At 60.7% G+C, this 22517-nt stretch carries 17 protein-coding genes and 1 other RNA gene; 11 read left to right on the forward strand and 7 right to left on the reverse strand.

The window, feature by feature from the left end:
- Positions 1-3: 3 nt before the first annotated feature.
- The 3 genes from xdhC to xdhA form a co-directional block, all read right to left on the reverse strand.
- Complete coding sequence (gene xdhC, locus LIY45_RS01650) at positions 4-846, reverse strand: xanthine dehydrogenase accessory protein XdhC (RefSeq protein WP_017477156.1); 843 nt, start codon at positions 844-846, stop codon at positions 4-6.
- Between the two features lie 123 nt (positions 847-969).
- The gene (gene xdhB / locus LIY45_RS01655; protein ID WP_226475100.1) at positions 970-3369 is read right to left on the reverse strand and encodes a xanthine dehydrogenase molybdopterin binding subunit; all 2400 of its coding nucleotides are present in this window, start codon (positions 3367-3369) and stop codon (positions 970-972) included.
- Positions 3362-4810 (reverse strand): xanthine dehydrogenase small subunit, encoded by a 1449-nt coding sequence (gene xdhA, locus LIY45_RS01660; protein ID WP_226475101.1) that lies wholly within the window; start codon positions 4808-4810, stop codon positions 3362-3364. The genes xdhB and xdhA overlap by 8 nt, the downstream gene beginning before the upstream one ends.
- Positions 4811-5090: 280 nt before the next feature.
- Here xdhA and LIY45_RS01665 point away from each other — a divergent pair, with 280 nt between their 5' ends.
- The 9 genes from LIY45_RS01665 (at position 5091) to LIY45_RS01705 (ending at position 16700) form a co-directional block, all read left to right on the forward strand.
- Entirely contained in the window at positions 5091-5750 is a 660-nt protein-coding gene (locus LIY45_RS01665; RefSeq protein ID WP_017477159.1) for a GntR family transcriptional regulator, read from the forward strand.
- 2 nt (positions 5751-5752) lie between these two features.
- Complete coding sequence (gene smc / locus LIY45_RS01670; protein ID WP_226475102.1) at positions 5753-9241, forward strand: chromosome segregation protein SMC; 3489 nt, start codon at positions 5753-5755, stop codon at positions 9239-9241.
- Between the two features lie 259 nt (positions 9242-9500).
- A complete protein-coding gene (gene zipA, locus LIY45_RS01675) occupies positions 9501-10352 on the forward strand; it encodes a cell division protein ZipA (RefSeq protein ID WP_226475103.1) in 852 nt (283 codons plus the stop codon).
- Positions 10353-10439: 87 nt separating this feature from the next.
- On the forward strand, positions 10440-12797 hold the full coding sequence (gene ligA, locus LIY45_RS01680; protein WP_226475104.1) for an NAD-dependent DNA ligase LigA: 2358 nt from the start codon (positions 10440-10442) through the stop codon (positions 12795-12797).
- A gap of 161 nt (positions 12798-12958) precedes the next feature.
- The gene (locus LIY45_RS01685) at positions 12959-14125 is read left to right on the forward strand and encodes a putative zinc-binding metallopeptidase (RefSeq protein WP_226475105.1); all 1167 of its coding nucleotides are present in this window, start codon (positions 12959-12961) and stop codon (positions 14123-14125) included.
- A gap of 112 nt (positions 14126-14237) precedes the next feature.
- Positions 14238-14334, forward strand: an RNA gene (gene ffs, locus LIY45_RS01690) — signal recognition particle sRNA small type.
- 252 nt (positions 14335-14586) lie between these two features.
- A complete protein-coding gene (locus tag LIY45_RS01695) occupies positions 14587-14880 on the forward strand; it encodes a hypothetical protein (protein ID WP_226475106.1) in 294 nt (97 codons plus the stop codon).
- Positions 14881-15040: 160 nt separating this feature from the next.
- Complete coding sequence (locus tag LIY45_RS01700) at positions 15041-16087, forward strand: N-acetylmuramidase family protein (RefSeq protein ID WP_226475107.1); 1047 nt, start codon at positions 15041-15043, stop codon at positions 16085-16087.
- A gap of 1 nt (position 16088) precedes the next feature.
- Positions 16089-16700 carry a hypothetical protein gene (locus LIY45_RS01705; RefSeq protein ID WP_226475108.1) on the forward strand — a complete coding sequence of 204 codons (612 nt, stop codon included), beginning with the start codon at positions 16089-16091 and terminating at the stop codon, positions 16698-16700.
- 129 nt (positions 16701-16829) lie between these two features.
- On the opposite strand, the gene LIY45_RS01710 is transcribed toward LIY45_RS01705, so the two are convergent.
- Together LIY45_RS01710 and LIY45_RS01715 are read right to left on the reverse strand one after the other, a co-directional pair.
- A complete protein-coding gene (locus LIY45_RS01710; RefSeq protein ID WP_226475109.1) occupies positions 16830-17741 on the reverse strand; it encodes a DUF2167 domain-containing protein in 912 nt (303 codons plus the stop codon).
- Positions 17742-17802: 61 nt separating this feature from the next.
- Positions 17803-18666 carry a LysR substrate-binding domain-containing protein gene (locus LIY45_RS01715; protein WP_003219067.1) on the reverse strand — a complete coding sequence of 288 codons (864 nt, stop codon included), beginning with the start codon at positions 18664-18666 and terminating at the stop codon, positions 17803-17805.
- A 97-nt stretch (positions 18667-18763) separates the two neighbouring features.
- On the opposite strand from LIY45_RS01715, the gene LIY45_RS01720 reads away from it, so the two are divergent.
- Positions 18764-19732 (forward strand): DMT family transporter, encoded by a 969-nt coding sequence (locus LIY45_RS01720; RefSeq protein WP_226475110.1) that lies wholly within the window; start codon positions 18764-18766, stop codon positions 19730-19732.
- Here LIY45_RS01720 and LIY45_RS01725 read toward each other — a convergent pair.
- Positions 19646-20017: a VOC family protein gene (locus LIY45_RS01725; RefSeq protein WP_226475111.1), complete on the reverse strand. Its 372-nt coding sequence runs from the start codon at positions 20015-20017 to the stop codon at positions 19646-19648. The two genes, LIY45_RS01720 and LIY45_RS01725, sit on opposite strands and share 87 nt — an antisense overlap.
- Before the next feature lie 147 nt (positions 20018-20164).
- Complete coding sequence (locus LIY45_RS01730; protein ID WP_003219061.1) at positions 20165-20479, reverse strand: helix-turn-helix transcriptional regulator; 315 nt, start codon at positions 20477-20479, stop codon at positions 20165-20167.
- 459 nt (positions 20480-20938) lie between these two features.
- On the opposite strand from LIY45_RS01730, the gene LIY45_RS01735 reads away from it, so the two are divergent.
- Positions 20939-22504, forward strand: coding sequence for a PAS domain-containing methyl-accepting chemotaxis protein (locus LIY45_RS01735; protein ID WP_226475112.1), 1566 nt, complete (start codon positions 20939-20941; stop codon positions 22502-22504).
- Positions 22505-22517 lie beyond the last annotated feature (13 nt).

Genomic DNA, 22517 nt, shown 5'->3' on the forward strand with positions numbered 1-22517 from the left:
GTCTCAGTTAGTCGCTTGGCTGCGGCGTGATGCCGGCAGCAGTTTGGCAATGGGTTCGGCGCTCGCAGTGTGCTGGCCGAAATTGGCGTTATAGGTGGCGATGATTTCGCCGGCGATGGAGATGGCAATTTCCACAGGCAGTTTGCCTTTGACCTCAGTCAACCCCATCGGGCAATGCATGCGTTGCAGGTGCGCGGTGTCGAAACCGCGATCCCGCAGGCGATGTTCAAACTTGACGCGCTTGGTCTTCGAGCCAATCAGGCCGAAGTAGGTGAAGTCATTGCGCTTGAGCAGGGCGGCGGTCAGCTCCAGGTCCAGCGCGTGGTTGTGGGTCATGACGATGCAGTAACTGCCTGCGGGCAAGTTGTCGATTTCATCCACCGGCTCTTCGCTGACGATTTTACGCACGCCTTGGGGGATGTGTTCCGGGAATTCCTGTTCCCGGGAGTCGATCCAGCGCACCCGGCACGGCAGGCTGGCCAGCAACGGCACCAGCGCACGGCCCACATGGCCGGCGCCGAACACCGCGATCTGCGCCTGCACCTGGCCCATGGGTTCGAACAACAGCACCGTCACACCGCCACAGCACTGGCCCAGGCTGGCGCCGAGGCTGAAGCGCTCCAGGTGTGTGTTTTGCTGGCCGCGCACGAGCATGTCCCGGGCGATCTGCATGGCCTTGTATTCCAGGTGCCCGCCACCGATGGTGTCGAAGGTGTGGGCGGCGCTGATGACCATCTTCGAGCCTGCATTGCGCGGCGTGGAGCCGAGCTCTTCGATGATGGTCACCAGCACGCAGGGTTCACCCTGGTTCTGCAGGTCGGCGAGGGCGCTGATCCAGTTGTTCATGTTTACCTCAGCATCTCTGTTGTCAGTTCGACCGCTATCGCAGGCAAGCCAGCTCCCACATTTGATCGGGTTCACACATCAGAATGTGGGAGCCGGGCTTGCCCGCGATGGCAGCGCCTCGGTCTAGAGCGAAGCCAACTCGGTTTCCGTTTCCACAGCTTTTGCGGCGGTCAGTTGGCGCATCTGCTCACACCCCCACAACACCCGCTCCGGGGTCGCCGGTGCATCAATCTTCGGCTGATGGCGATAGTCACCCAGGCTCGCCACGGCATCCTTGATCGCACACCACGAGGCAATTCCGAGCATGAACGGCGGCTCACCCACGGCCTTGGAATGGAACACCGTGTCTTCCGGGTTCTTGCGGTTTTCCACCAGCTTCACCCGCAGGTCCAGCGGCATGTCGGCCACGGCGGGGATCTTGTAGCTGGCCGGGCCGTTGGTCATCAGCTTGCCTTTGTTATTCCACACCAGCTCTTCCATGGTCAGCCAGCCCATGCCCTGGATGAAGCCGCCTTCCACCTGGCCGATGTCGATGGCCGGGTTCAGCGAGGCGCCCACGTCGTGCAGGATGTCGGTGCGCAGCATTTTGTATTCGCCGGTCAGCGTGTCGACGATCACTTCGCAACAGGCCGCGCCGAACGCGAAGTAGTAGAACGGTCGGCCACGCGCCTGGCTGCGGTCGTAGAAGATTTTCGGGGTCTTGTAGAAGCCGGTGCTCGACAGTGAAACCTGGGCGAAATACGCCTGCTGGATCAACGCTTCAAAGGTCAGGATGTGATCGCGAACCCGCACATGCCCGTTGTGGAATTCAACGTCGGCCTCGCTGACTTCATACTTGCGCGCGGCAAATTCCACCAGGCGCTGCTTGATGGTTTCGGCGGCATTCTGCGCGGCCTTGCCGTTCAGGTCCGCACCGCTGGAGGCGGCGGTCGGCGAGGTGTTGGGCACCTTGTCGGTGTTGGTGGCGGTGATCTGTACGCGGTCGATTTCCACCTGAAAGATCTCGGCCACCACCTGCGCAACCTTGATGTTCAAGCCCTGGCCCATCTCGGTGCCGCCGTGGTTCAGGTGGATGCTGCCGTCGGTGTAGATGTGGATCAGCGCACCGGCCTGGTTGAGGAAGCTGGCGGTGAAGGAAATCCCGAATTTCACCGGCGTCAGCGCCAGGCCTTTTTTCAGGATCGGGCTGTTGGCGTTGTAGCGACGGATCGCTTCGCGGCGCTCGAAATACTGGCTGCTTTGCTCCAGTTCGGCGGTCATCTCTTCGAGCATGTTGTGCTCGACGGTCTGGTAGTAGTGGGTGACGTTGCGCTCGGTCTTGCCGTAGTAGTTGGCCTTGCGCACCGCCAGCGGGTCGAGGGCCAGGTGCCGGGCAATGGCGTCCATCACTTCCTCGATGGCGACCATGCCTTGGGGGCCGCCGAAGCCACGATAAGCCGTGTTGGACGCGGTGTTGGTCTTGCAGCGATGGCCGTTGACGGTGGCGTCGCCCAGGTAATACGAGTTGTCGGAGTGGAACATCGCGCGGTCGACAATCGAGTTCGACAGGTCCGGGGAGCAACCGCAGTTGCCCGCCAGATCCAGGTTGATACCGTGCAGCCGGCCACTGTCGTCGAAGCCCACGTCGTATTCGATATAGAACGGGTGGCGCTTGCCGGTCATCAGCATGTCTTCGACCCGTGGCAGACGCATCTTGGTCGGCTGGCCGGTAAGGCGCGCGACCACCGCGCACAGGCACGCCGGGCTGGCGGCCTGGGTTTCCTTGCCGCCAAAACCACCGCCCATGCGGCGCATGTCGACCACGATTTTGTTCATCGATACGTCGAGTACTTCGGCCACCAGCTTCTGCACTTCGGTGGGGTTTTGCGTGGAGCAATAGACAATCATGCCGCCGTCTTCAGTGGGCATCACTGAAGATATCTGGGTTTCCAGGTAGAAGTGTTCCTGGCCGCCGATGTGCAGGGTGCCCTGGATACGGTTTTTGGCGGTCGCCAGCGCGCTCGCCGAATCACCGCGTTGGTGGGTGTGGCTGTCCAGCACGAAGTGTTTTTTGCGAAACGCCTCGACCACGTCCAGCACCGGCTCCAGGTCTTCGTATTCGATCACGGCGGCCATGGCGGCTTTGCGCGCGGTTTCCAGGTCACGGGCGGCGACGGCCAGCACCACCTGGCCGACGAACTGCACGGTGTCGATGGCCAGCAACGGGTCGCCGGGCATCAGCGGGCCGATGTCTTTTAGGCCCGGCACGTCTTCGTGAGTGATGACAATGCGCACACCCTCGAAGGCGTAGCAGGGCGCGGTGTCGATGCTGATGATCTTCGCGTGGGCGCGGTCCGACATGCGTGCGTACAGGTGCAACTGGTTCGGAAACTCCAGGCGGTCATCGATGTACTGCGCCTCGCCCGAGACGTGCTTGGCGGCGCTGTCGTGCTTGACGCTGCGACCGACGCCGCTGGTCAGGTCCTTGGCAAACAGTTCGGCGAGTTCGGCCTGGGATTTTTCCACGGCGTGATGGTTAGACATAAGCGGTCACCCGAGTCTCGATGTGCGGCGTTTGCAGTTCGATGAAGTATTTGCGCAGCAGGTTTTGCGCGCTGAGCAGGCGGTATTCCTTGCTGGCGCGGAAGTCCGACAGCGGGGTGAAGTCCTCGGCCAGGGCGGCGCAGGCTTTTTCCACGGTGGCGGAGTTCCAGGTGGCGCCGTTCAGCACGGCCTCGCAGCTTTTCGCGCGTTTTGGGGTAGCGGCCATGCCACCGAACGCCACACGGGCATCGGCGATCACGCCGTTATCAATCTTCAGGTTGAAGGCGGCGCAGACGGCGGAAATGTCATCGTCCAGACGTTTGGAAACCTTATAGGCACGGAACAACGGCACGCCTTTGGGCACGATGATTTTTTCGATGAATTCGCTGTCCTGGCGGGCAGTGACGCGGTAGTCGATGAAGTAGTCTTCCAGCGCCAGGGTGCGGCGGGTGTTGCCCTTGCACAGTACGATCTGCGCACCGAGGGCGATCAGCAGTGGCGGCGAGTCACCGATGGGCGAGGCGTTGCCGATATTGCCGCCCAGGGTGCCCTGGTTGCGGATCTGCAACGAGGCGAAGCGGTGAAGCAATTCGCCGAAGTCCGGGTATTCGTTGTTGAGTGCGGTGTAGCAATCGGACAGGGAAGTGGCGGCGCCGATTTCCAGGCGGTCGTCGAAGCTTTCGATGCGCTTCATTTCGTCGATATTGCCAACGTAGATCATCACCGGCAGCGTGCGGTGGAACTGGGTGACTTCCAGCGCCAGGTCGGTGCCGCCGGCCAACAGCCGGGCTTGCGGGTAAGCGTCGTAGAGGTCCGCCAGGTCGGCGACGGTCAACGGCACCAGGCAGCGTTTGTCGCCGCTGTTCAGTTCACCCGTTTGCGTCGGGGCGATGGATTTCAGGCGGGCGATGGTGTCGGCCTGGCGGCTGTCGAACTGGTCCTGGGGCTTGTTGCAGCAGGCCTGTTCGGCGGCCGCAAGAATCGGGCGATAGCCGGTGCAGCGGCAGAGATTGCCGGCCAGGGCTTCGTGGGCTTTCTGGCTGTCGGGCGCATCACTGTTCTTTTGCAGGGCGAACAGCGACATCACAAAACCCGGGGTGCAGAAGCCGCACTGCGAACCGTGGCATTCCACCATGGCTTGTTGCACGCTGTGGAGTTGGCCCTGGTGCTTGAGGTCTTCGACGCTGATCAGTTGTTTGCCGTGCAGGGACGAGACAAAGGTCAGGCACGAGTTGAGGCTGCGATAGCGAATCTGCTCGGCGCCTTGATCGTCGGTGTGCAGCTCGCCGACCACCACGGTACAGGCGCCACAGTCGCCGCTGGCGCAGCCTTCCTTGGTGCCGGATTTGCCCAGGTGCTCACGCAAATAGTTGAGCACGGTCAGGTTCGGGTCCAGGGCGTGCTCGCTACGGAGCTCCTGGTTTAGTAAAAACTGGATCACGGAAGGCCTCGCAGACTCATTATTGTTGTTAACCGCTTTGCGCCGAATCTAGTCATGTCTGACTTTTCGGTCAATGATTTTCTGACCTAAGGGTCAAGAAAATGCGATCTCAACATCCTTAATTATGGTCCAGTTCTCTGGAACCGCCGTTTTTGGGGGCTTCTGGACTTTAATGGCTGCTTATTTCATGCCAAATTCGTGCTTGTGGGCCGTACGCCATCAATGGGCAAGTGCGCTACACTGCCGCGCTCGTACCGATAGAAGATTTTGAAGGGAAAACATGACGTTCAAGGCGCCGGATAGTCTTGCCGAGCAAATCGCTCACCACCTCGCCGAACGTATCATTCGCGGCGACCTCAAGCCTGGGGAGCGGATCCAGGAGCAGAAGGTCACACTGGCGCTCAATGTCAGCCGTGGTTCCGTGCGCGAAGCCTTGCTGATCCTCGAGCGCCGGCACCTGATCGCGATCCTGCCGCGCCGTGGCGCCCATGTCACCGAGCTGACTGCCCACAAGGTGCAGAGCCTGTGCACGCTGATGGGCGAGCTTTACATCCTGCTGGGCAACGCGGTCGCCGCCGGCTGGCAGACCCAGGCCGACATGGCGCCGTTTGTGCAGATCCAGCAGCGCCTGGTCGCCAGCTTCGAACGCCAGGACATCCGCGCCTTCGTCGAAGAAAGCTTCAACGTAATGCGTGCCGCCTATCCGTTCGCCAACAACCCGTATTTGCAGGAAACCGTCGAGAACCTGCAGCCGGCGATGAACCGTGCCTATTATCTGGCGCTGGATCAACGCAAGGCCTCCATGAGCGAGTACCTGGTGCTGTTCGAGCAATTGCTCGCCGCCGTGCTGGCCCGTGACCTGCCACAGATTCGCCAAGTACTCTCGGCCTACGGCGAGCGCAGTTGCTCGCTGGTCATTGCTGCGTTGGCGGAAGCCTAAGCGTGCGGCTCAAGTGCATCAAACTGGCGGGGTTCAAATCCTTCGTCGACCCGACCACGGTGAACTTCCCCAGTAATATGGCGGCAGTGGTGGGGCCCAATGGCTGCGGCAAGTCGAATATCATCGACGCCGTACGCTGGGTGATGGGCGAGAGCTCCGCGAAAAACCTGCGTGGCGAGTCGATGACCGACGTCATCTTCAACGGCTCCACCAGCCGCAAGCCAGTGAGCCAGGCCAGCATTGAACTGGTGTTTGATAACTCCGACGGCACCCTGGTGGGCGAGTACGCGGCCTACGCGGAAATTTCCATCCGCCGCAAAGTCACCCGCGACAGCCAGAACAGCTACTTCCTCAACGGCACCAAGTGCCGCCGCCGGGACATCACCGACATCTTCCTCGGCACCGGCCTGGGCCCGCGCAGCTACTCGATCATCGAGCAGGGCATGATCTCCAAGCTGATCGAAGCCAAGCCCGAAGACCTGCGTAACTTTATCGAGGAAGCGGCCGGCATCTCCAAGTACAAGGAGCGCCGCCGCGAGACCGAAAACCGTATCCGCCGCACCCATGAAAACCTTGCCCGCCTGACTGACCTGCGTGAAGAGCTGGAGCGCCAGTTGGAGCGCCTGCACCGTCAGGCCCAGGCGGCCGAGAAGTATCAGGAATACAAGGGCGAGGAGCGTCAGCTCAAGGCGCAACTGTCAGCCCTGCGCTGGCAGGCATTAAATGATCAAGTGGGCCAGCGCGAAGCGATCATCGGCACCCAGGAAATCAGTTTTGAAGCCTTGGTGGCCGAGCAGCGCAATGCCGACGCCAGCATCGAGCGCCTGCGGGACGGTCACCATGACCTGTCCGAGCGCTTCAATCTGGTGCAGGGGCGCTTTTATTCGGTGGGCGGCGATATCGCCCGGGTCGAGCAGAGCATCCAGCACGGCCAGCAGCGTTTGCGCCAGTTGCAGGACGACCTGAAGGAAGCTGAACGCGCGCGCCTGGAAACCGAGTCGCACCTGGGTCACGACCGCACCTTGCTGCTGACCCTCGGGGAGGAGTTGGACATGCTCACCCCGGAGCAGGAAGTCACCAGCGCCGCCGCCGAGGAAGCCGCTGCGGCCCTGGAAGAATCCGAAACCACCATGCACGCCTGGCAGGAGCAGTGGGACACGTTCAACCTGCAATCCGCCGAGCCGCGCCGTCAGGCTGAGGTGCAGCAGTCGCGCATCCAGCAACTGGAAACCAGCATGGAGCGCCTGGCCGAGCGTCAGCGGCGCTTGGTGGAAGAGCGCGTGCTGCTCGCGGCCGACCCGGAAGACGCGGCGATCCTCGAGCTGAGCGAGAAACTCGCCGAAAGCGAAATGACCCTGGAAGAGCTGGAAGCCAGCGAAGAACAACAAGTGGAGCGCCTTGAGCAATTGCGTCAGCAACTGCAGCAGGCGACCCAGGCGCAGCAAACCGCCCAGGGGGATTTGCAGCGGCTTAACGGTCGATTGGCCTCCCTTGAAGCCTTGCAGCAAGCGGCCTTGGATCCGGGCACCGGCACGGCCGAATGGCTGCGTGATCAACACTTGGCCGAGCGCCCGCGCCTGGCCGAAGGCTTGAAGGTTGAAGCCGGTTGGGAGTTGGCGGTGGAAACCGTCCTCGGTGCCGACCTGCAAGCCGTGTTGGTGGATGACTTTGGCGGTTTCGACCTTGCGGGGTTTACCCAGGGTGATCTGCGATTGCTTAGCCCCGCGGCAGACGGCACACGCGTACCGGGCAGCCTGCTGGACAAGGTCGAGGCGGCGATTGATCTGTCGCCTTGGCTCGGTCAGGTCAAGCCGGTGGACAGTCTTGAGCAGGCCTTGGCCCAGCGCGGCCAATTGGCGGCCGGGCAAAGCCTGATCAGCCGTGATGGTTTTTGGGTTGGCCGGCACTTCCTGCGGGTGCGTCTGGCCAGCGAAGCGGAAAGCGGCGTATTGGCCCGTGGCCAGGAAATCGTCAACCTGACCGCCGAACGGGAAGAGCGCGAAGCCACCCTTGAGTCCCTGGAAAACCAGCTGCAAACCCTGCGCGCCACCCAGCGCCAGCAAGAGACCGGCCGCGAACACCTGCGCCGGCTGTTGCAGGACGAAGCGCGCCAGCAAGGCGAATTGAAAGCCCAGCTCTCGGCGAGCAAGGCCAAGGTCGAGCAACTGACCTTGCGCCGCACCCGGCTCGACGAAGAAGTGGCCGAGATGGGCGAGCAACGCGCCCTCGAACACGAACAAGTCGGCGAAGCACGCCTGCAACTGCAGGAGGCCCTCGACAGCATGGCCCTGGACACCGAGCAGCGCGAGTTGCTGCTGGCCCAGCGCGACAGCTTGCGCGAGCGCCTCGACCGGGTGCGTCAGGAAGCCCGCCAGCACAAGGACCACGCCCATCAATTGGCCGTGCGCCTCGGCTCCCTGCGGGCGCAACACGACTCCACGCGCCAGGCCCTTGAGCGTCTGGAAATGCAGTCCGAACGCCTGACCGAAAAGCGCGAGCAACTGAGCCTCAACCTGGAGGAGGGCGAAGCCCCGCTGGAAGAGCTGCGCCTGAAGCTTGAAGAGTTGCTCGACAAACGCATGACCGTCGACGAAGAACTCAAGACTGCACAAATCGCCCTGGAAGACGCCGACCGCGAACTGCGCGACGCCGAAAAGCGCCGGACCCAGGCCGAGCAGCAATCGCAACTGATCCGTGGCCAGCTCGAACAGCAGCGCATGGAATGGCAGGCCCTGACGGTGCGCCGCAAAACCCTGCAAGACCAGTTGCTGGAAGACGGCTACGACCTGCACGGCGTGCTCAATACCCTGACCGCCGAGGCCAACGAGAAAGAAGCCGAAGAAGAACTTGAACGGATTGCCGCACGCATTCAACGACTCGGCGCGATCAACCTCGCCGCCATCGATGAGTACCAGCAGCAGTCCGAGCGCAAACGTTATCTGGACGCGCAGAACGCCGATCTTGTCGAAGCCCTGGACACCCTGGAAAACGTGATCCGCAAGATCGACAAGGAAACCCGTAATCGCTTCAAAGATACCTTTGATCAGATTAATGGCGGTTTACAGGCGTTATTCCCGAAAGTTTTCGGTGGTGGCAGCGCTTACTTGGAACTGACGGGCGAAGATCTACTCGATACAGGGGTAACGATCATGGCGCGGCCTCCGGGCAAGAAGAACAGCACCATCCATTTGCTGTCCGGTGGCGAGAAGGCACTGACGGCACTGGCCCTGGTATTTGCGATCTTCAAGTTGAACCCGGCACCGTTCTGCATGCTCGACGAAGTTGACGCTCCGCTGGATGACGCTAACGTTGGGCGGTACGCCCGGCTGGTTAAAGAGATGTCCCAGACGGTGCAGTTCATCTATATCACCCACAACAAGATCGCCATGGAAATGGCCGATCAATTGATGGGTGTGACGATGCACGAGCCGGGCTGTTCGCGGTTGGTGGCGGTGGATGTCGAAGAGGCGATGGCGCTGGTGGAATCCTGAGGCGCACTTCGCAGGAGGATTTTCGGCAGGATGTAAGGTGATTTACCGGTCTGGGAAAAGTGGCAAATGGACATATTTGTTCAAGGCATTTTGACAGACGGTGTAAAGTTATCTTTGGTCGTGCTAGTTTAATGTCAAATTTTCGTATGCGTGGGCAAAACGTCATTCAGAACATAGAGTTGGCGCCACGTTTTAAAGCGGTTTGCACGGTGCTAAACCCCTTATTTTTCAGCATTTTTTATTAGAGGCACGGGATTACATGGAAATCGGTCTGCGCGAGTGGCTGATCGTCATCGGCATTATTGTCATTGCCGGTATTCTTTTTGATGGCTGGCGCCGGATGCGTGGCGGCAAGGGCAAGTTGAAATTTCGCCTGGACCGCAACCTGTCCAATTTGCCGGACGACGACGGCAGCGCCGAGCTGCTGGGGCCACCCCGTGTCCTGGATAACCATAAAGAGCCGCACCTGGACGAGCACGACCTGCCGTCGATGAGCGCACCCGTGCGTGAAGCCCGTGAACCTAAGCGCGGCAAGCGCAGTGCGGCCAGCGAGCCATCCCAGGGTGACTTGAACCTGGACCTGGAAGAAGGTCCGAGCTTCAGCAGCCGTGACGATGACTTCCCGGATGAAACCCCGGCCAAGAGCGCCCATAAAGAATCCGTCAAGGATCAACCGGCTGCCGAAGAGGTGCTGGTGATCAGCGTGATCTGCCGCGACGCCGCCGGCTTCAAGGGCCCGGCCTTGCTGCAAAACATTCTGGAAAGCGGCCTGCGTTTTGGCGAGATGGATATTTTCCACCGCCACGAAAGCATGGCCGGTAACGGCGAAGTCCTGTTCTCCATGGCCAACGCGGTCAAGCCGGGCATCTTTGATCTGGACGACATCGACCATTTCAGCACCCCGGCCGTGAGCTTCTTCCTCGGTTTGCCTGGCCCGCGTCACCCGAAACAAGCGTTCGACGTGATGGTGGCCGCCGCCCGCAAGCTGTCCCAGGAACTCAACGGCGAGCTCAAGGACGACCAGCGCAGTGTCCTGACTGCCCAGACCATCGAGCACTACCGTCAGCGCATCGTCGAGTTCGAGCGTCGCGCCCTGACACAGAAGCGCTGAGGTCCAAGCTTAAGCGTTGCCTGTAGAATCCATGCACTAACATATTGAGCAGCTTCGGCTGCTCTTTTGCTTTATGAGAGAACACCCATGACCGCCGCCCACACCCGCATCCTCGAACTGCGCGCTGAACTGGATCAGCATAACTACCGTTACCACGTCCTCGACGAGCCGAGCATCCCGGACGCCGAGTACGACCGGCTGTTCCACGAGCTCAAGGCCCTGGAAGCCGAGCACCCGGACCTGGTAACCCGGGATTCACCGACGCAGCGGGTCGGCAGTGCGGCGTTGTCGGCTTTCACGCAGGTGCGTCACGAAATCCCGATGCTCAGCCTCGGCAATGCCTTCGATGAAAACACCATGCTTGAATTCGATCGCCGGGTCACTGAAGGCCTGGACTTGCCGGTGGGCGACCTGTTTGGCGGCGGCGCGGCGGTGGAGTACAGCTGCGAGCCGAAGCTCGATGGCCTGGCGGTCAGCCTGCTGTATCAGGACGGTGAACTGGTGCGTGGCGCCACGCGCGGCGATGGCACCACCGGCGAAGACATCAGCGTCAACGTGCGCACCGTGCGCAATATTCCTCTGAAACTGCACGGCACCGGCTGGCCGGCGACCCTCGAAGTGCGCGGCGAAGTGTTCATGTCCAAGGCCGGCTTCGAGCGGCTGAACGCCACGCAGCTGGAAGTCGGCGGCAAGACCTTCGCCAACCCGCGCAACGCGGCGGCGGGCAGCCTGCGCCAGCTGGACTCGAAGATTACCGCCAGCCGTCCGCTGGAATTCTGCTGTTACGGCGTGACCACGGATATCAGCGACACCCACATCGGCAACCTGCAACAGCTGAAAAAGTGGGGCATGCCCATCAGCCATGAGTTGAAACTGGCCAAGGGGATTCAGGATTGCCTCGACTACTACCGTGATATCGGTGAGCGACGGAATGCCTTGCCCTATGAAATCGACGGTGTGGTGTTCAAGGTCAATAGCATTGCCTACCAACGTGAACTGGGCTTCCGTGCCCGCGAACCGCGTTGGGCAATCGCCCATAAATTCCCGGCGATGGAAGAACTGACCGAACTGCTGGACGTTGAATTCCAGGTAGGTCGCACCGGCGCGGTGACGCCCGTGGCACGCTTGAAGCCGGTCAAGGTTGCGGGTGTGACCGTGTCCAACGCCACCTTGCACAACATGGACGAAGTGGCGCGCCTGGGCCTGATGATCGGCGACACCGTGATCATCCGCCGTGCCGGTGACGTGATTCCCCAGGTGGTGTCGGTGGTGACCGAGCGTCGCCCGGAAAATGCCCGCGCGGTGCAGATTCCCGAGAGCTGCCCGGTGTGTGGTTCCCACGTTGAACGCACGCAACTGGTCAAGCGCAGCAAGGGCAAGGAAACCGTCAGCGAAGGCGCGGTGTATCGCTGCGTCGGGCGGCTGGCCTGTGGTGCGCAGCTTAAGCAGGCGATCATCCATTTCGTCTCGCGCCGGGCCATGGACATCGATGGCCTGGGCGACAAGACCATCGAGCAACTGGTGGACGAGAAACTGATCGGCTCGCCGGCTGACCTCTACAAGCTCAAGTACGAACAGATCATCGACCTGGAAGGCTTTGCCGATGTCTCCAGCAAGAAGCTGATCACCGCCATCGAAAACAGCAAGACGCCAACCCTTGCACGGTTTATCTACGCCCTCGGCATTCCCGATGTGGGCGAGGAGACCGCCAAGGTGCTGGCGCGCTCTCTGGCGTCCCTGGAGCGCGTGCAGCAGGCGTTGCCGGAAGTGCTGACGTACTTGCCGGACGTTGGCCTGGAAGTGGCCCACGAGATTCACAGTTTCTTTGAAGACAGCCATAACCAGGACGTGATCGGTGCCTTGATCGCCAAGGACGAGTGCGGGCTGGAGTTGCAGGAGCAGGGTGAACTGAGCGCCGAGTTTGCGGCCAGCACCACGTTGGGCGGCTTGCTCGACAAACTGCACGTGCCGTCCGTCGGACCGGGTGCTGCGCAGAAACTGGCGGACAAGTTTGGTTCCCTCGAAGGCGTGATCAAGGCCGACTGGCTCGACATGCGCCAGGCCTTGCCGGAGAAGCAGGCCAAGGCTGTCCGGGATTTCTTCGACATCGAAGAAAACGCCAATCGTGCGCTGGCCATCGAGCAACAGCTCAAGGACTTCGGCATGCACTGGCAGAGTGAGAAGAAAGTCGTCGAAGGCTTGCCCGAGGCGGGTCACACCTGGGTGCTCACCGGCTCCCTGGAACTGATGAGCCGCGATGTCGCCAAGGAAAAACTTGAAAGCCTCGGTGCCAAGGTGGCGGGCTCGGTGTCGGCGAAAACCCACTGCGTGGTGGCCGGGCCGGGTGCCGGTTCGAAGTTGGCCAAGGCTAGTGAGCTGGGCTTGAAAGTGCTGGATGAAGAAGCGTTCGTGGCATTTTTGGCCAAGCACAACATCACGGTCTGATGAGCGTTCCCACGCTCTGCGTGGGAGCGCCGCCCTGGACGCTCTGCGTCCGCTCTAAAGTTGCGACGCGGAGCGTCACGGGATGCATTCCCACGCAGAGCGTGGGAACGATCTCTCCCGGGCAATGCTCTAGTATGGGCAAGCTTCCGGGAGAGATCGCCATGTACCGCTTCTTCGAACAACTCAGTTCGCGCATCGCCGCACCGTTCATGGCCGAGACCTCGCGCAACAGCAAGGTCTGGCAGTGCCGCTGTGGGCAATCGCTGTTCTTTCGCAACAGCCAGTGCCTGGCCTGTTCGGCGCTGCTGGGCTATCAGCCGGAGCAGAGTCGCCTGTCCTCCCTGCAGCCCGGCCCGTACGCCGATACCTGGCTGCTGGACGCCGACCCTCAAGCCGGTGCCTTTCGCCGCTGCGCCAACCTCGATACGCCGGCCGCCTGCAACTGGTTGCTGCCCGCCGACAACGGCCAGGCCTTGTGCGTGGCCTGCAGCCTGAATCGCACCATTCCCGACCTGTCGATCCCTGAAAACCCCGAACGCTGGCGCAAGGTCGAAACCGCCAAGCGCCGCCTGGTGGCGCAACTCATCAGCCTGGGCTTGCAGGTCATTCCCAAGACCGTCGATGAAGACACCGGCCTGGCCTTCGATTTCGTCGGCATCGACCTGGAAGGCAACGCGCCCACCACCGGCCACGCCAATGGCCTGGTCACCCTTGATATCAAGGAAGCCGACGACGCCCACCGGGAAAAAATCCGCGTGCAGATGCGCGAGCCTTACCGCACCTTGCTCGGCCATTTTCGCCATGAGGTCGGCCACTACTACTGGGACCGCCTGATCGCCAACAGCCACTGGCTGGAACCGTTCCGCACGCTGTTCGGCGACGAGCGCGCCAGCTACGCCGACGCCCTTGAGCAGCACTACCAGAACGGCCCGCGTCCGGACTGGCAGCAAACCTGCGTCAGTGCCTACGCCACCATGCACCCGTGGGAAGACTGGGCGGAAACCTGGGCGCATTACCTGCACATGATGGACGCCGTCGACACCGCGCTGGGCTTCGGCATGAGCGCCCGGGAGATGGACCTGGACTACCAGCCGTTCCCCCTGAGCACCCTCTATGACCCTGAACATCCCGGTGGCACGGCGTTCCTGTCATTCGTCAACGCATGGATCGAACTGGCCGGCATGCTCAACGAACTGTCCCGCAGCATGGGCCAGCCGGATTTCTATCCGTTCGTCCTGCCGCCGGCGGTGATTGCCAAGCTGCACTTCATTCACCTGGTGATCCAGAAAGAGGGCGGCAGGGCAGATGAGGTGTTGCAGGCCCAATAGGCAAGTGCTTGAAGACCTTCATATTTTTAATCCCACGGGAACGGTTGTAACTTCCGATGAGATCGGTACAATGGCCCCGCTTGCCGAGAGGCGAGCGTCGTTATGGTGACCCCATCGGTCCCCCCGCAACGATTACCCGTGAACCTGGTCAGAGCCGGAAGGCAGCAGCCACAGCGGGAACATTGTGTGCCGGGGTGTGGCTGGTGGGGTTGCCTCCATAACGCCCCTTCTGTAGTCATCCTTTTTACATATTCAGACTCAAGCGCCGGATTCAGATCAGCGTTTGGTTTTCTCGTACCTGAAATTCTAGGTTCTCCCTTGATCATTTGCCGTGAGGGCGACCTGTCGTTCCTTGATCGTCGCACATAGAAGAAGCGAAAAGTCTAATGTCTGAATGAAATCAGGCGTGATATCGTTGCGCCACTAACTGAGCGGCATCATCGGTGTTATAGGGAGATGGCATGAAAAAAGTAATAGCTTTGTCCGTTTTGGCTACGGTAGTAGCCCTTTCATCCAGTAGTGTTTTTGCCCGTGGCAGCAGTTTCGGCGGACACTCGTCTTCCCACTCCAGTTACTCCTCATCCAGTCGCTCGGATCACACCATTCGCGCGTATACCAAAAGCAACGGTACCTATGTGGGTTCCTCTCATGCGACAAATCCGGACGCCACTCGTAACAACAACTACAGCACCAAGGGCAACGTGAATCCCTATACCGGAAAACTCGGAACCAAAAGCCGCGATGGTCTCAAATAGTCGAGTCCTTCACAGCGGGTGAAAGTCCCGCTGGACAACCAAAAACCTCCTTGCTAGTTTGCGCCAGTCACATATTTCAAGATATGTCGATGACGCATGGATGATATTAAAGTGATGGCGCTTTATGGCTCATTCACCTCAACTAACAAGGATGTCAGTAATGAAAAGCCTGCAAGGGTTGCCTACTCTCATCAGCGCTTCCGTCGGTGCGCCGGGCAAAGCCCGCAACTTGCCCGCCGACGTTCAGTGCATCCAGTATTTGTTCAACTTGATCATTCCCAAGTTGGGTTTCCCTCTGGCTGAAAACGGCAAGTGCGACGGCCAGTTGGTGCAGTGCATCAGCCAATATCAGTTCCGCCACCTCAAATACGCCCATCCCGATGGCGTGATCGACCCCACCGGGCGCACGTTCAATAGCCTGATCGAAGAGGCGGTGAAGGTGCCGGTCAAGCCGAATCCGGCCCTGCGCATTCCGACCTTCCTGAATGTGTTCGGCAACACCAGTTCCGACATGGTCCAGGCGACGGTCAACCATTACCTGGACCGCATGCGGGCAATGATCGAGGCCGAGCGGCGTAACCGGCAGATGATGCTCCAGGCCACGTGCGACGGCGGTACGACGCTGACGGACACGGACTTTCAGAACGCCGCAACCCAGTTGGGTAACGGCATTTCAGTCAATATCATCAAGGCCTTCGCCACGGTGGAGTCGGGCGGGCGCTCCGGGTTCGGCGCGGCCAAGTTGCCGGTGATCGCCTTTGAAGGGCACCATTTTCGCAAGTACACCAAGAGTAAATACGATCAGACCCACCCGCTGTTGTCGTACCCCTACGTGCAAAAAGCCGGCCCCCAGTGGAAGGCCAACAACAAGGACCAGACCAAGGCCTGGGAAACCATGGCCACGGCCTTTGCGCTGGATCAGGAAGCGGCCTTGAAGTCGGCCTCCTGGGGCATGTTTCAGATAATGGGCTCCAACTTCACGGCCTGTGGTTATAAAACGGTGTTTGAGTTTGTGGTGGCCATGAAGATTAATGCCGGGCATCAACTCAAGGCCTTCCTCGGTTTTTGCAGTCAGAGCCCGGCCCTGATCAAAGCCATGAAGAACAAGGATTACGCCGCCATGGCGCTGAACTATAACGGCAAGGATTATGGCGACTATGACCATCGAATCAAAAAAGCCTACGAAGCACTTGAAGGGAAAAAATAGAATGCGGTTCAAACGTTGCCTGTCCCGATTGTTGGTTGCCTCTTTCGTGTGTGTTGCGGCGGGATCGCCGGCCTTTGCCGCTACGTTGCATTCTGGCAAGTACGAAGGGTTGATGTTGGCCGTGACGCCTGAGCATCAGGTAGAAGGTTTTTATGCTGAAGAGATGGGCGAAGGCGTGACCCGCACGTGCACGTTCTTCCTGCAGGGCAAGGTCGACGGCGCGAAGGCGTCGGTGTCCACGTGGCTGGATGCGGCCTATCCGGGAACCGTTGCGGCCTCCTCGGACGGCGTGACGTTGACGGTGGAGAAGGGTCGCGAACATCCCGGCTGCATCAATGTGTTGATGCCGGAAATTGCCACCGGCCTGGACCTGACCCAGACTGCTGCCAAGAAGTGGATTGGCCTGGTGACCGTCTCGGCCGACAAGGCCTTTCTGCAGAAGACCCCGGACGCCAAGGCCAGTCATCGTGCCTACGTGGTCAAGGACGATGTGGTCGCGGTTCTGGCGTTCAAGGATGGCTGGGCCCAGGTCGAGTTCATCAATGGCGAAGGCCGCTCTTCCAAGGGCTGGATCAGCCAGGACCAATACGCCAGGCTGGCCCCTAAAGGCTGAAGCTGTTCCCCGCGCCGCGGTGTGCCAGGCACGCCGCGGCTTTTTTACGCCCGCAACTTGATCGTTCCCTCGCTCAGCGTAGGAATGCAGCCTGGGACGCTCCGCGTCCCGCCTTACTTCTCTCAGTATTCAGGCCTTGTTACGGTTGAACAGCTTGCGGATAACGGCAAACAGCGCGACGACGCCCACCACCAGGAATTTCTTCGCCGCCAGCAGGAAGATGCCGATCTTGGCGAACAGCCCGGCCTTGGCCGCGATCCCGCCGGCAACCAGTGCGGCAAGGCCATAGGTCGCGAGTTTGTCGGTCTTCGGGTTGAAGTCGGTGTACAGGTTGCCATCGGTGAAGTTGGTAAAGGCCAGGACCTTGGGCAACTCCTGCTTGATGGTGGTCAGGTCTGCCATGGCGGCGACGGCGTTGAGTTCCAGCACGCCTTCACGGCCCAGCACGCGGATGCTGTAGTTGAGGGTGGTCTGCTTGGCGTCGTCGGCTTTCAGCTCACGGGCCCAGTACATCTTGTGGGTGGTGTCGTCGTAGTGCGGTGGCTCGGCCCAGCCCAGCAGGTGCAGGCCGGCGTACCCTTGTTTCTGGCGCTCCTTGTTGTCTTCGACGTCTTCTTCCTGCATTTGCTTGAGCAGTTCGGTGTAGTCGATTTTCGCGGCGTCTTCGTCAGAAATGTGCCCGTCGGCCTTGTAGCTGACGATCACGCCCCAACCGCGCTCCGACAGCGGGCTGACGGCTTTCGGCACGATCATGCCCAGGGTCTTGAAGCCCGGTGGGTTGCCCCAGCCATCGGTCAGCAGGCGCTCGGTGTCTGTGGGGTCGAGGTAGTAGAACTCGTCGTTGAGTTTGAGGGTTGCGATGCCGCCGGGCAGGGTGACGGTGCCGGTCTTCTGTTTGAGAGAGCCCAGAAAGTGCTCGGCGGTTTCGGGTGCTTCGGCGGGTGCAGTGGCTTCAACGGTAGCCGGCTTGGCGGCAGCAATGGCGGGGGCGACAGGCAGGCTCAGGGCGGCCGCCGCCAGCAACAGGCGGAAGTAATTCATGGTAGTCCCTTACAATTTGAATTAATTTCGCGGGAGGATAACTGAAACATGTTGCAACGGGTTAGCCGAATGTCTCCCGCAACAGCCCCGCAAAGGCATCCCGCGCCAGGTGGCGTTGGGTGTCTTTGTGCCAGAACAGCAGGTTATCCACCGCAGCCAATTCGTCGAAGCGGTAGGACGTCAATTGGTTGGCCTGCTCGTAGCGCGCCAGGATGCCTTCCGGCGCCAGTGCCACGCCAATCCCCGCGCTGACGCAGCCAATGATCGTGCCCCAGCTGGCATAACTCGCGATGGCCGGCTTGATGTCGTGGGGCTTGAGCCAGTTTTCCAGGGCGGCGCGATACGGGCAGCCGGGCGGCCACACCAGCAGCGTACGGCCGGCCAGGTCCCGGGCGTCCTCGATGGGCGCACTGGAGGCGCTGGTGATCAGCACCAGGCGCTCGCTGTAGACCACGCTTTGCTCGAGCTTCGGGCGTTTGCCGCCGGCGGCCACCAGCGCGGCATCGATGCGGTGATGTTGCAAGTCATCGAGTAACTGCGCCCAGGCGCCGGTCACCAATTCCAATTCCACCTGTGGATAGCGCCGATGGTATTCAGCCAACAACGGCGGCAGGCGGCCACTGGCGCTGGACTCCACCGCGCCGATGCGCAGCTTGCCGCGGGGAATCGCGTTGCTGTCGACGGCGCGCTTGGACTCTTCCACCAGTGCCAGGATGCGCTCGCAGTAGTCGAGAAACACTTCCCCGGCCGCACTGATCGCCAACCCGCGCCCGGCCCGAATGAACAGCGGGGTACCCAACTCGCTTTCCAGTTGCTTGATGCGCGTGGTGATGTTGGACGGCACGCAGTGCAGTTGCAGGGCGGCCTGGGCCACGCTGCCGGTTTGCGCCACGGCTTTCACCATTTTCAGTTGGGCCAGTTCCATCGCTCAGTTCCAGTGATTACAGAAGTCAGAAACGGTTAATTGTCCTGCGCCGTGCCGGGGCCAAGACTGACGGCATTCCCACTGCTGGACGCCGTTCATGAATGCCCCGTCACCCGTAAAGCTTACGCTAGTCACTGCCAGCGTCATCCTCTGTTGGGCGTATTCGCCGATTGGTGTGCATATGGCCTTGCACAGTTACAGCCCAGGCCAATTGGCCTTGGGGCGGTTTCTGATTGCTTCGGTGTTGATGGCCGGTGTGGCGCTGATGGCGAAGATCGAGCGCCCACGGTTGCGGGACCTGCCGTGGCTGCTGGTGCTGGGGTTCTTCGGGATTTTCCTGCACCACCTGACGATCAATTTCGGCCAGCAATTTGTCACGGCCGCCGCCTCCAGTGTGCTGGCGCAGTCGGTTCCGCTGTTTACGGTGCTGGTGGCGTTTTTCGGCTTGAAGGAGCGGGTAACCGGCTGGCGCTGGGGTTGCGTGTTGCTGGGTTTGAGCGGGGTGCTGGTAGTGATCTGGGGCGAGCATGGCCTGGGCAAGATTGATCCCCGTGGCTTGATGATCCTGGTGGCGGCGCTGGCATGGAGCCTTTACTTCACTATCCAGAAACACTATTCCCGGCGCTATAGCTCGCTGACCACGGTGTGCTACACGGTGTGGTCGGGCACCTTGCTGCTGTGTGTCTATTTGCCGGGTTTGCCGGCGGTGGTGGCGCAATCATCAACCCAGGCCAACTGGGCGGTGTTGTTGCTCGGCGTGTTCCCCAGCGCCATGGCCTACCTGGCCTGGGCCTATGTGTTGCGGCATGTCGAGGTCAGTCGCGCTTCAGTGGCGTTGTACCTGGTGCCGCCGGTGGCAATGGTGATGGCTGCCACGCTGCTGGGCGAGCAGGTTTCGATGCGGGTCGTGCTGGGAGGCCTGATCGTGCTGGCCAGTGTCGGCGCCATCAGCCTGGAAGGGCGCTGGCGCCGCAAGCCGTTACGGGGTCACGGTGAACACCCGCAGGCGGTGACCGTCGGGGTCCTGGGCGACAAAGGTGTAGCCGAAGTCCGCCTCGACCGGTGACTGGATGATGCTCATCTCGAGTTGCCCCCAGCGCGTGTACAGCTCGTCGACCGCTGCGATATCAGCGACGCAGAAACCCACCTCGCTACCGCCGACCGTGGCTTGGGCCGCAGGCTCCACGGTGTGGCGCGACCACAGGCCGAGTTTCACCCCATTGTCGAGAACGAACAGCGCGAAGGTCGGCCCCAGCTCAACCGGGGGCTTGTCCAGCAAACGGCTGTAAAGGTTGGCGCTGGTGGCCGGGCTGTCGACGTACAACAAAAAGTAATGGGCAATGCTATTCATGATGACTCCCTGGTAGTGCGCAGCAATGGCGCGGCTCAGCCCCAAGTCTAAGGGGCTGTCCTGTCAGTTCATGTCAGGAGTCATCAAGCAAAGAGCAGACAGTCTGGCTGTCTGCTCTTCTTATTGCGTGCACTGGTGTTGCGAGCTCTAAGGCTTGGACAAGGCCTGGTCTACCGCTGCGATCAGCTTTCCCAGATCCTTCGGGGTGGCTTTATGAATGACACCGAACAGATAAGCGCGCTGTTCCTCTTCGTCGACCAGGTCTGCGAAAAAGACTTTCAGCTTCACTCCCAGCGCCTCTGCGAACAAGAACAGAGCCTCGACGCTGGGTGTATAGGTGCCGGTTTCGAAGCGGCTGATGGTTTTAGGGTCAAAACCGGTTTTTTCACCTAGTTCAGCCTGAGTAAGCCCTGCGACCTTGCGGTAACGTCTGATGGCTGGACCCAAACTTGAAATGTGCATCGCTCAATTCCCATTTAGAATCAAGAACTTAACGATAAATCTTAAAATTAGACAACCGCATGTACCATCACCTTTTCTTGCAAAATGTGATGTAATTCGTAGAATCGGCATCTAGGACAAGTATTTGGTGGTCTCGTTTCAGAAGGCAGGTTTATGAAACAGGAAATCATTGCTCTCTCCTTACTCTCATAAATGTGCCCACAAAACGGACGCTTGGCAGGGACTGAAACGTCGCTCGTCAGTGCCACGCTTCATTGCGCCTCACGTGCTGGATACCCGAATTCAAGCCTAGTTGATCATCACTGAATGGATGATGAATTGCTGTGCAAAATCGTGGGTTTGCGTCCGTTGCGGCCAACCAGCCGATCGACGGCGCAGCCCGACTGGAAATACGAATCCGCCTGTCCTGCCTACCCGGTGGTCGAGAGGGCGATCGAATGCTGTCCATGGAGCTTTAACGTGCGTCTCAATTTGCCGGTCACTGCTGTTGAACAGACTTTTGGGGAGCAGCAACGGCTAATTTCCGCGACTGACGTCAACAGCCATATTACCTACTGCAATGCCGAGTTTGCCGCGATGAGCGGCTTTACCCAGGCCGAGCTGATCGGCAGCACCCACAATCTGGTGCGCCACCCGGACATGCCGGCCGCCGTTTTCCAACTGATGTGGAGCTACCTCAAGGCCGGGCAGAGCTGGATGGGCGTGGTGAAGAACCGCTGCAAGAACGGCAACTATTATTGGGTCAGCGCCTATGTGACGCCGATTCTCGAAAACGGGCGGCTGACGGGCTACGAGTCGGTGCGGGTCAAGCCCACCCGCGAACAGGTACGGCGCGCCGAAGCGTTGTACGCGCGTTTGCAGGCCGGTGGTGCGGCGGTCGCGCCGGTGCGGCGCCTGGCGTCCATGGCTCAGCCCCTGGCTTTACCATTGGCGGCCGCGGCTGCCAGCGTCGTCGCCTTCCAATGGGTTCCGGGTGTGTGGGGGCAGGCGGTGACCGTTGGCCTGTTTCTCGGTGTCGGTATCTGGGCCCATCAACGCTTGGGGCTACAGCTCAAGCGGATTGTGCAGAACACGCCCAATACCTTTTCCGACCCTATCAGCGCCATGACCTACAGCGATGCGCTGGGGCCGACCGCGCAGCTGGAAATGATCCTGATCAGCGAAGAAGCGCGGCTTAAGACCGCCCTGACGCGCCTCAGTGACCTGGCCAACCAGATGGCCGAAGCCGCTGCCCACTCCAGCGTGCTGTCGAGCACCACCGAATCGGCGCTGCTGGAGCAACGCGCCGAGACCGACATGACTGCCGCCGCCATGACCGAAATGGCTGCGTCCATCGCCGAAGTGGCGGTGCACGTGCAACAAACCGCCAGTGAAGCCCACACCGCCAACACCCTCGCCGAGCAAGGCAGCCAGGTGGCCGGCACGTCCCGTGAGGCGATCCAGTTGCTGGCCGGCACCGTCACCCAGATCAACCAGGCGGTGGGCAACCTGGCCGGGCAGACCCAGCAAATCCAGGTGGCCGCGAGCATGATCCAGGCGATCGCCGACCAGACCAACCTGCTGGCCCTCAACGCGGCCATTGAAGCGGCCCGCGCCGGTGAGCAGGGCCGCGGCTTTGCCGTGGTGGCCGACGAGGTGCGTGCACTGGCGGGCAAGACCCGCGAGTCGACCCAGCAGATCCAGGGCATTATCCAGAACCTGCGGGCCGGCGCTGACGAGGCGGTCGAGATCGCGAGCCTGGGCATTCACGAAGCCGAGCAGGGCGTGCAGCAGGTGCTTGAGGCCCAGCAGGCGTTGCAGGGCATTCGCCATGCGGTGGAACGTATTACCGACATGAGTCAGCAAATGGCTGCTGCCTCCCAGGAACAATCCCACGTCGCCGAGGAAGTTTCACAACAGATCAATAACGTCGCCGCCACGGTGCAAAAGACAGCGGGCAATGCCAACGCTGCAGTCACCCGTGGCAGGGAACTCGAAAGCATCTCTTCCGGGTTGCGCGCCCTGGTCGAGCGGTTCAACCGCTAGCCACAGTGAGCCT

This window comes from Pseudomonas sp. MWU16-30323 (assembly GCF_020515595.1).
In the GTDB taxonomy this organism is placed as follows: Bacteria; Pseudomonadota; Gammaproteobacteria; order Pseudomonadales; family Pseudomonadaceae; genus Aquipseudomonas; species Aquipseudomonas yamanorum.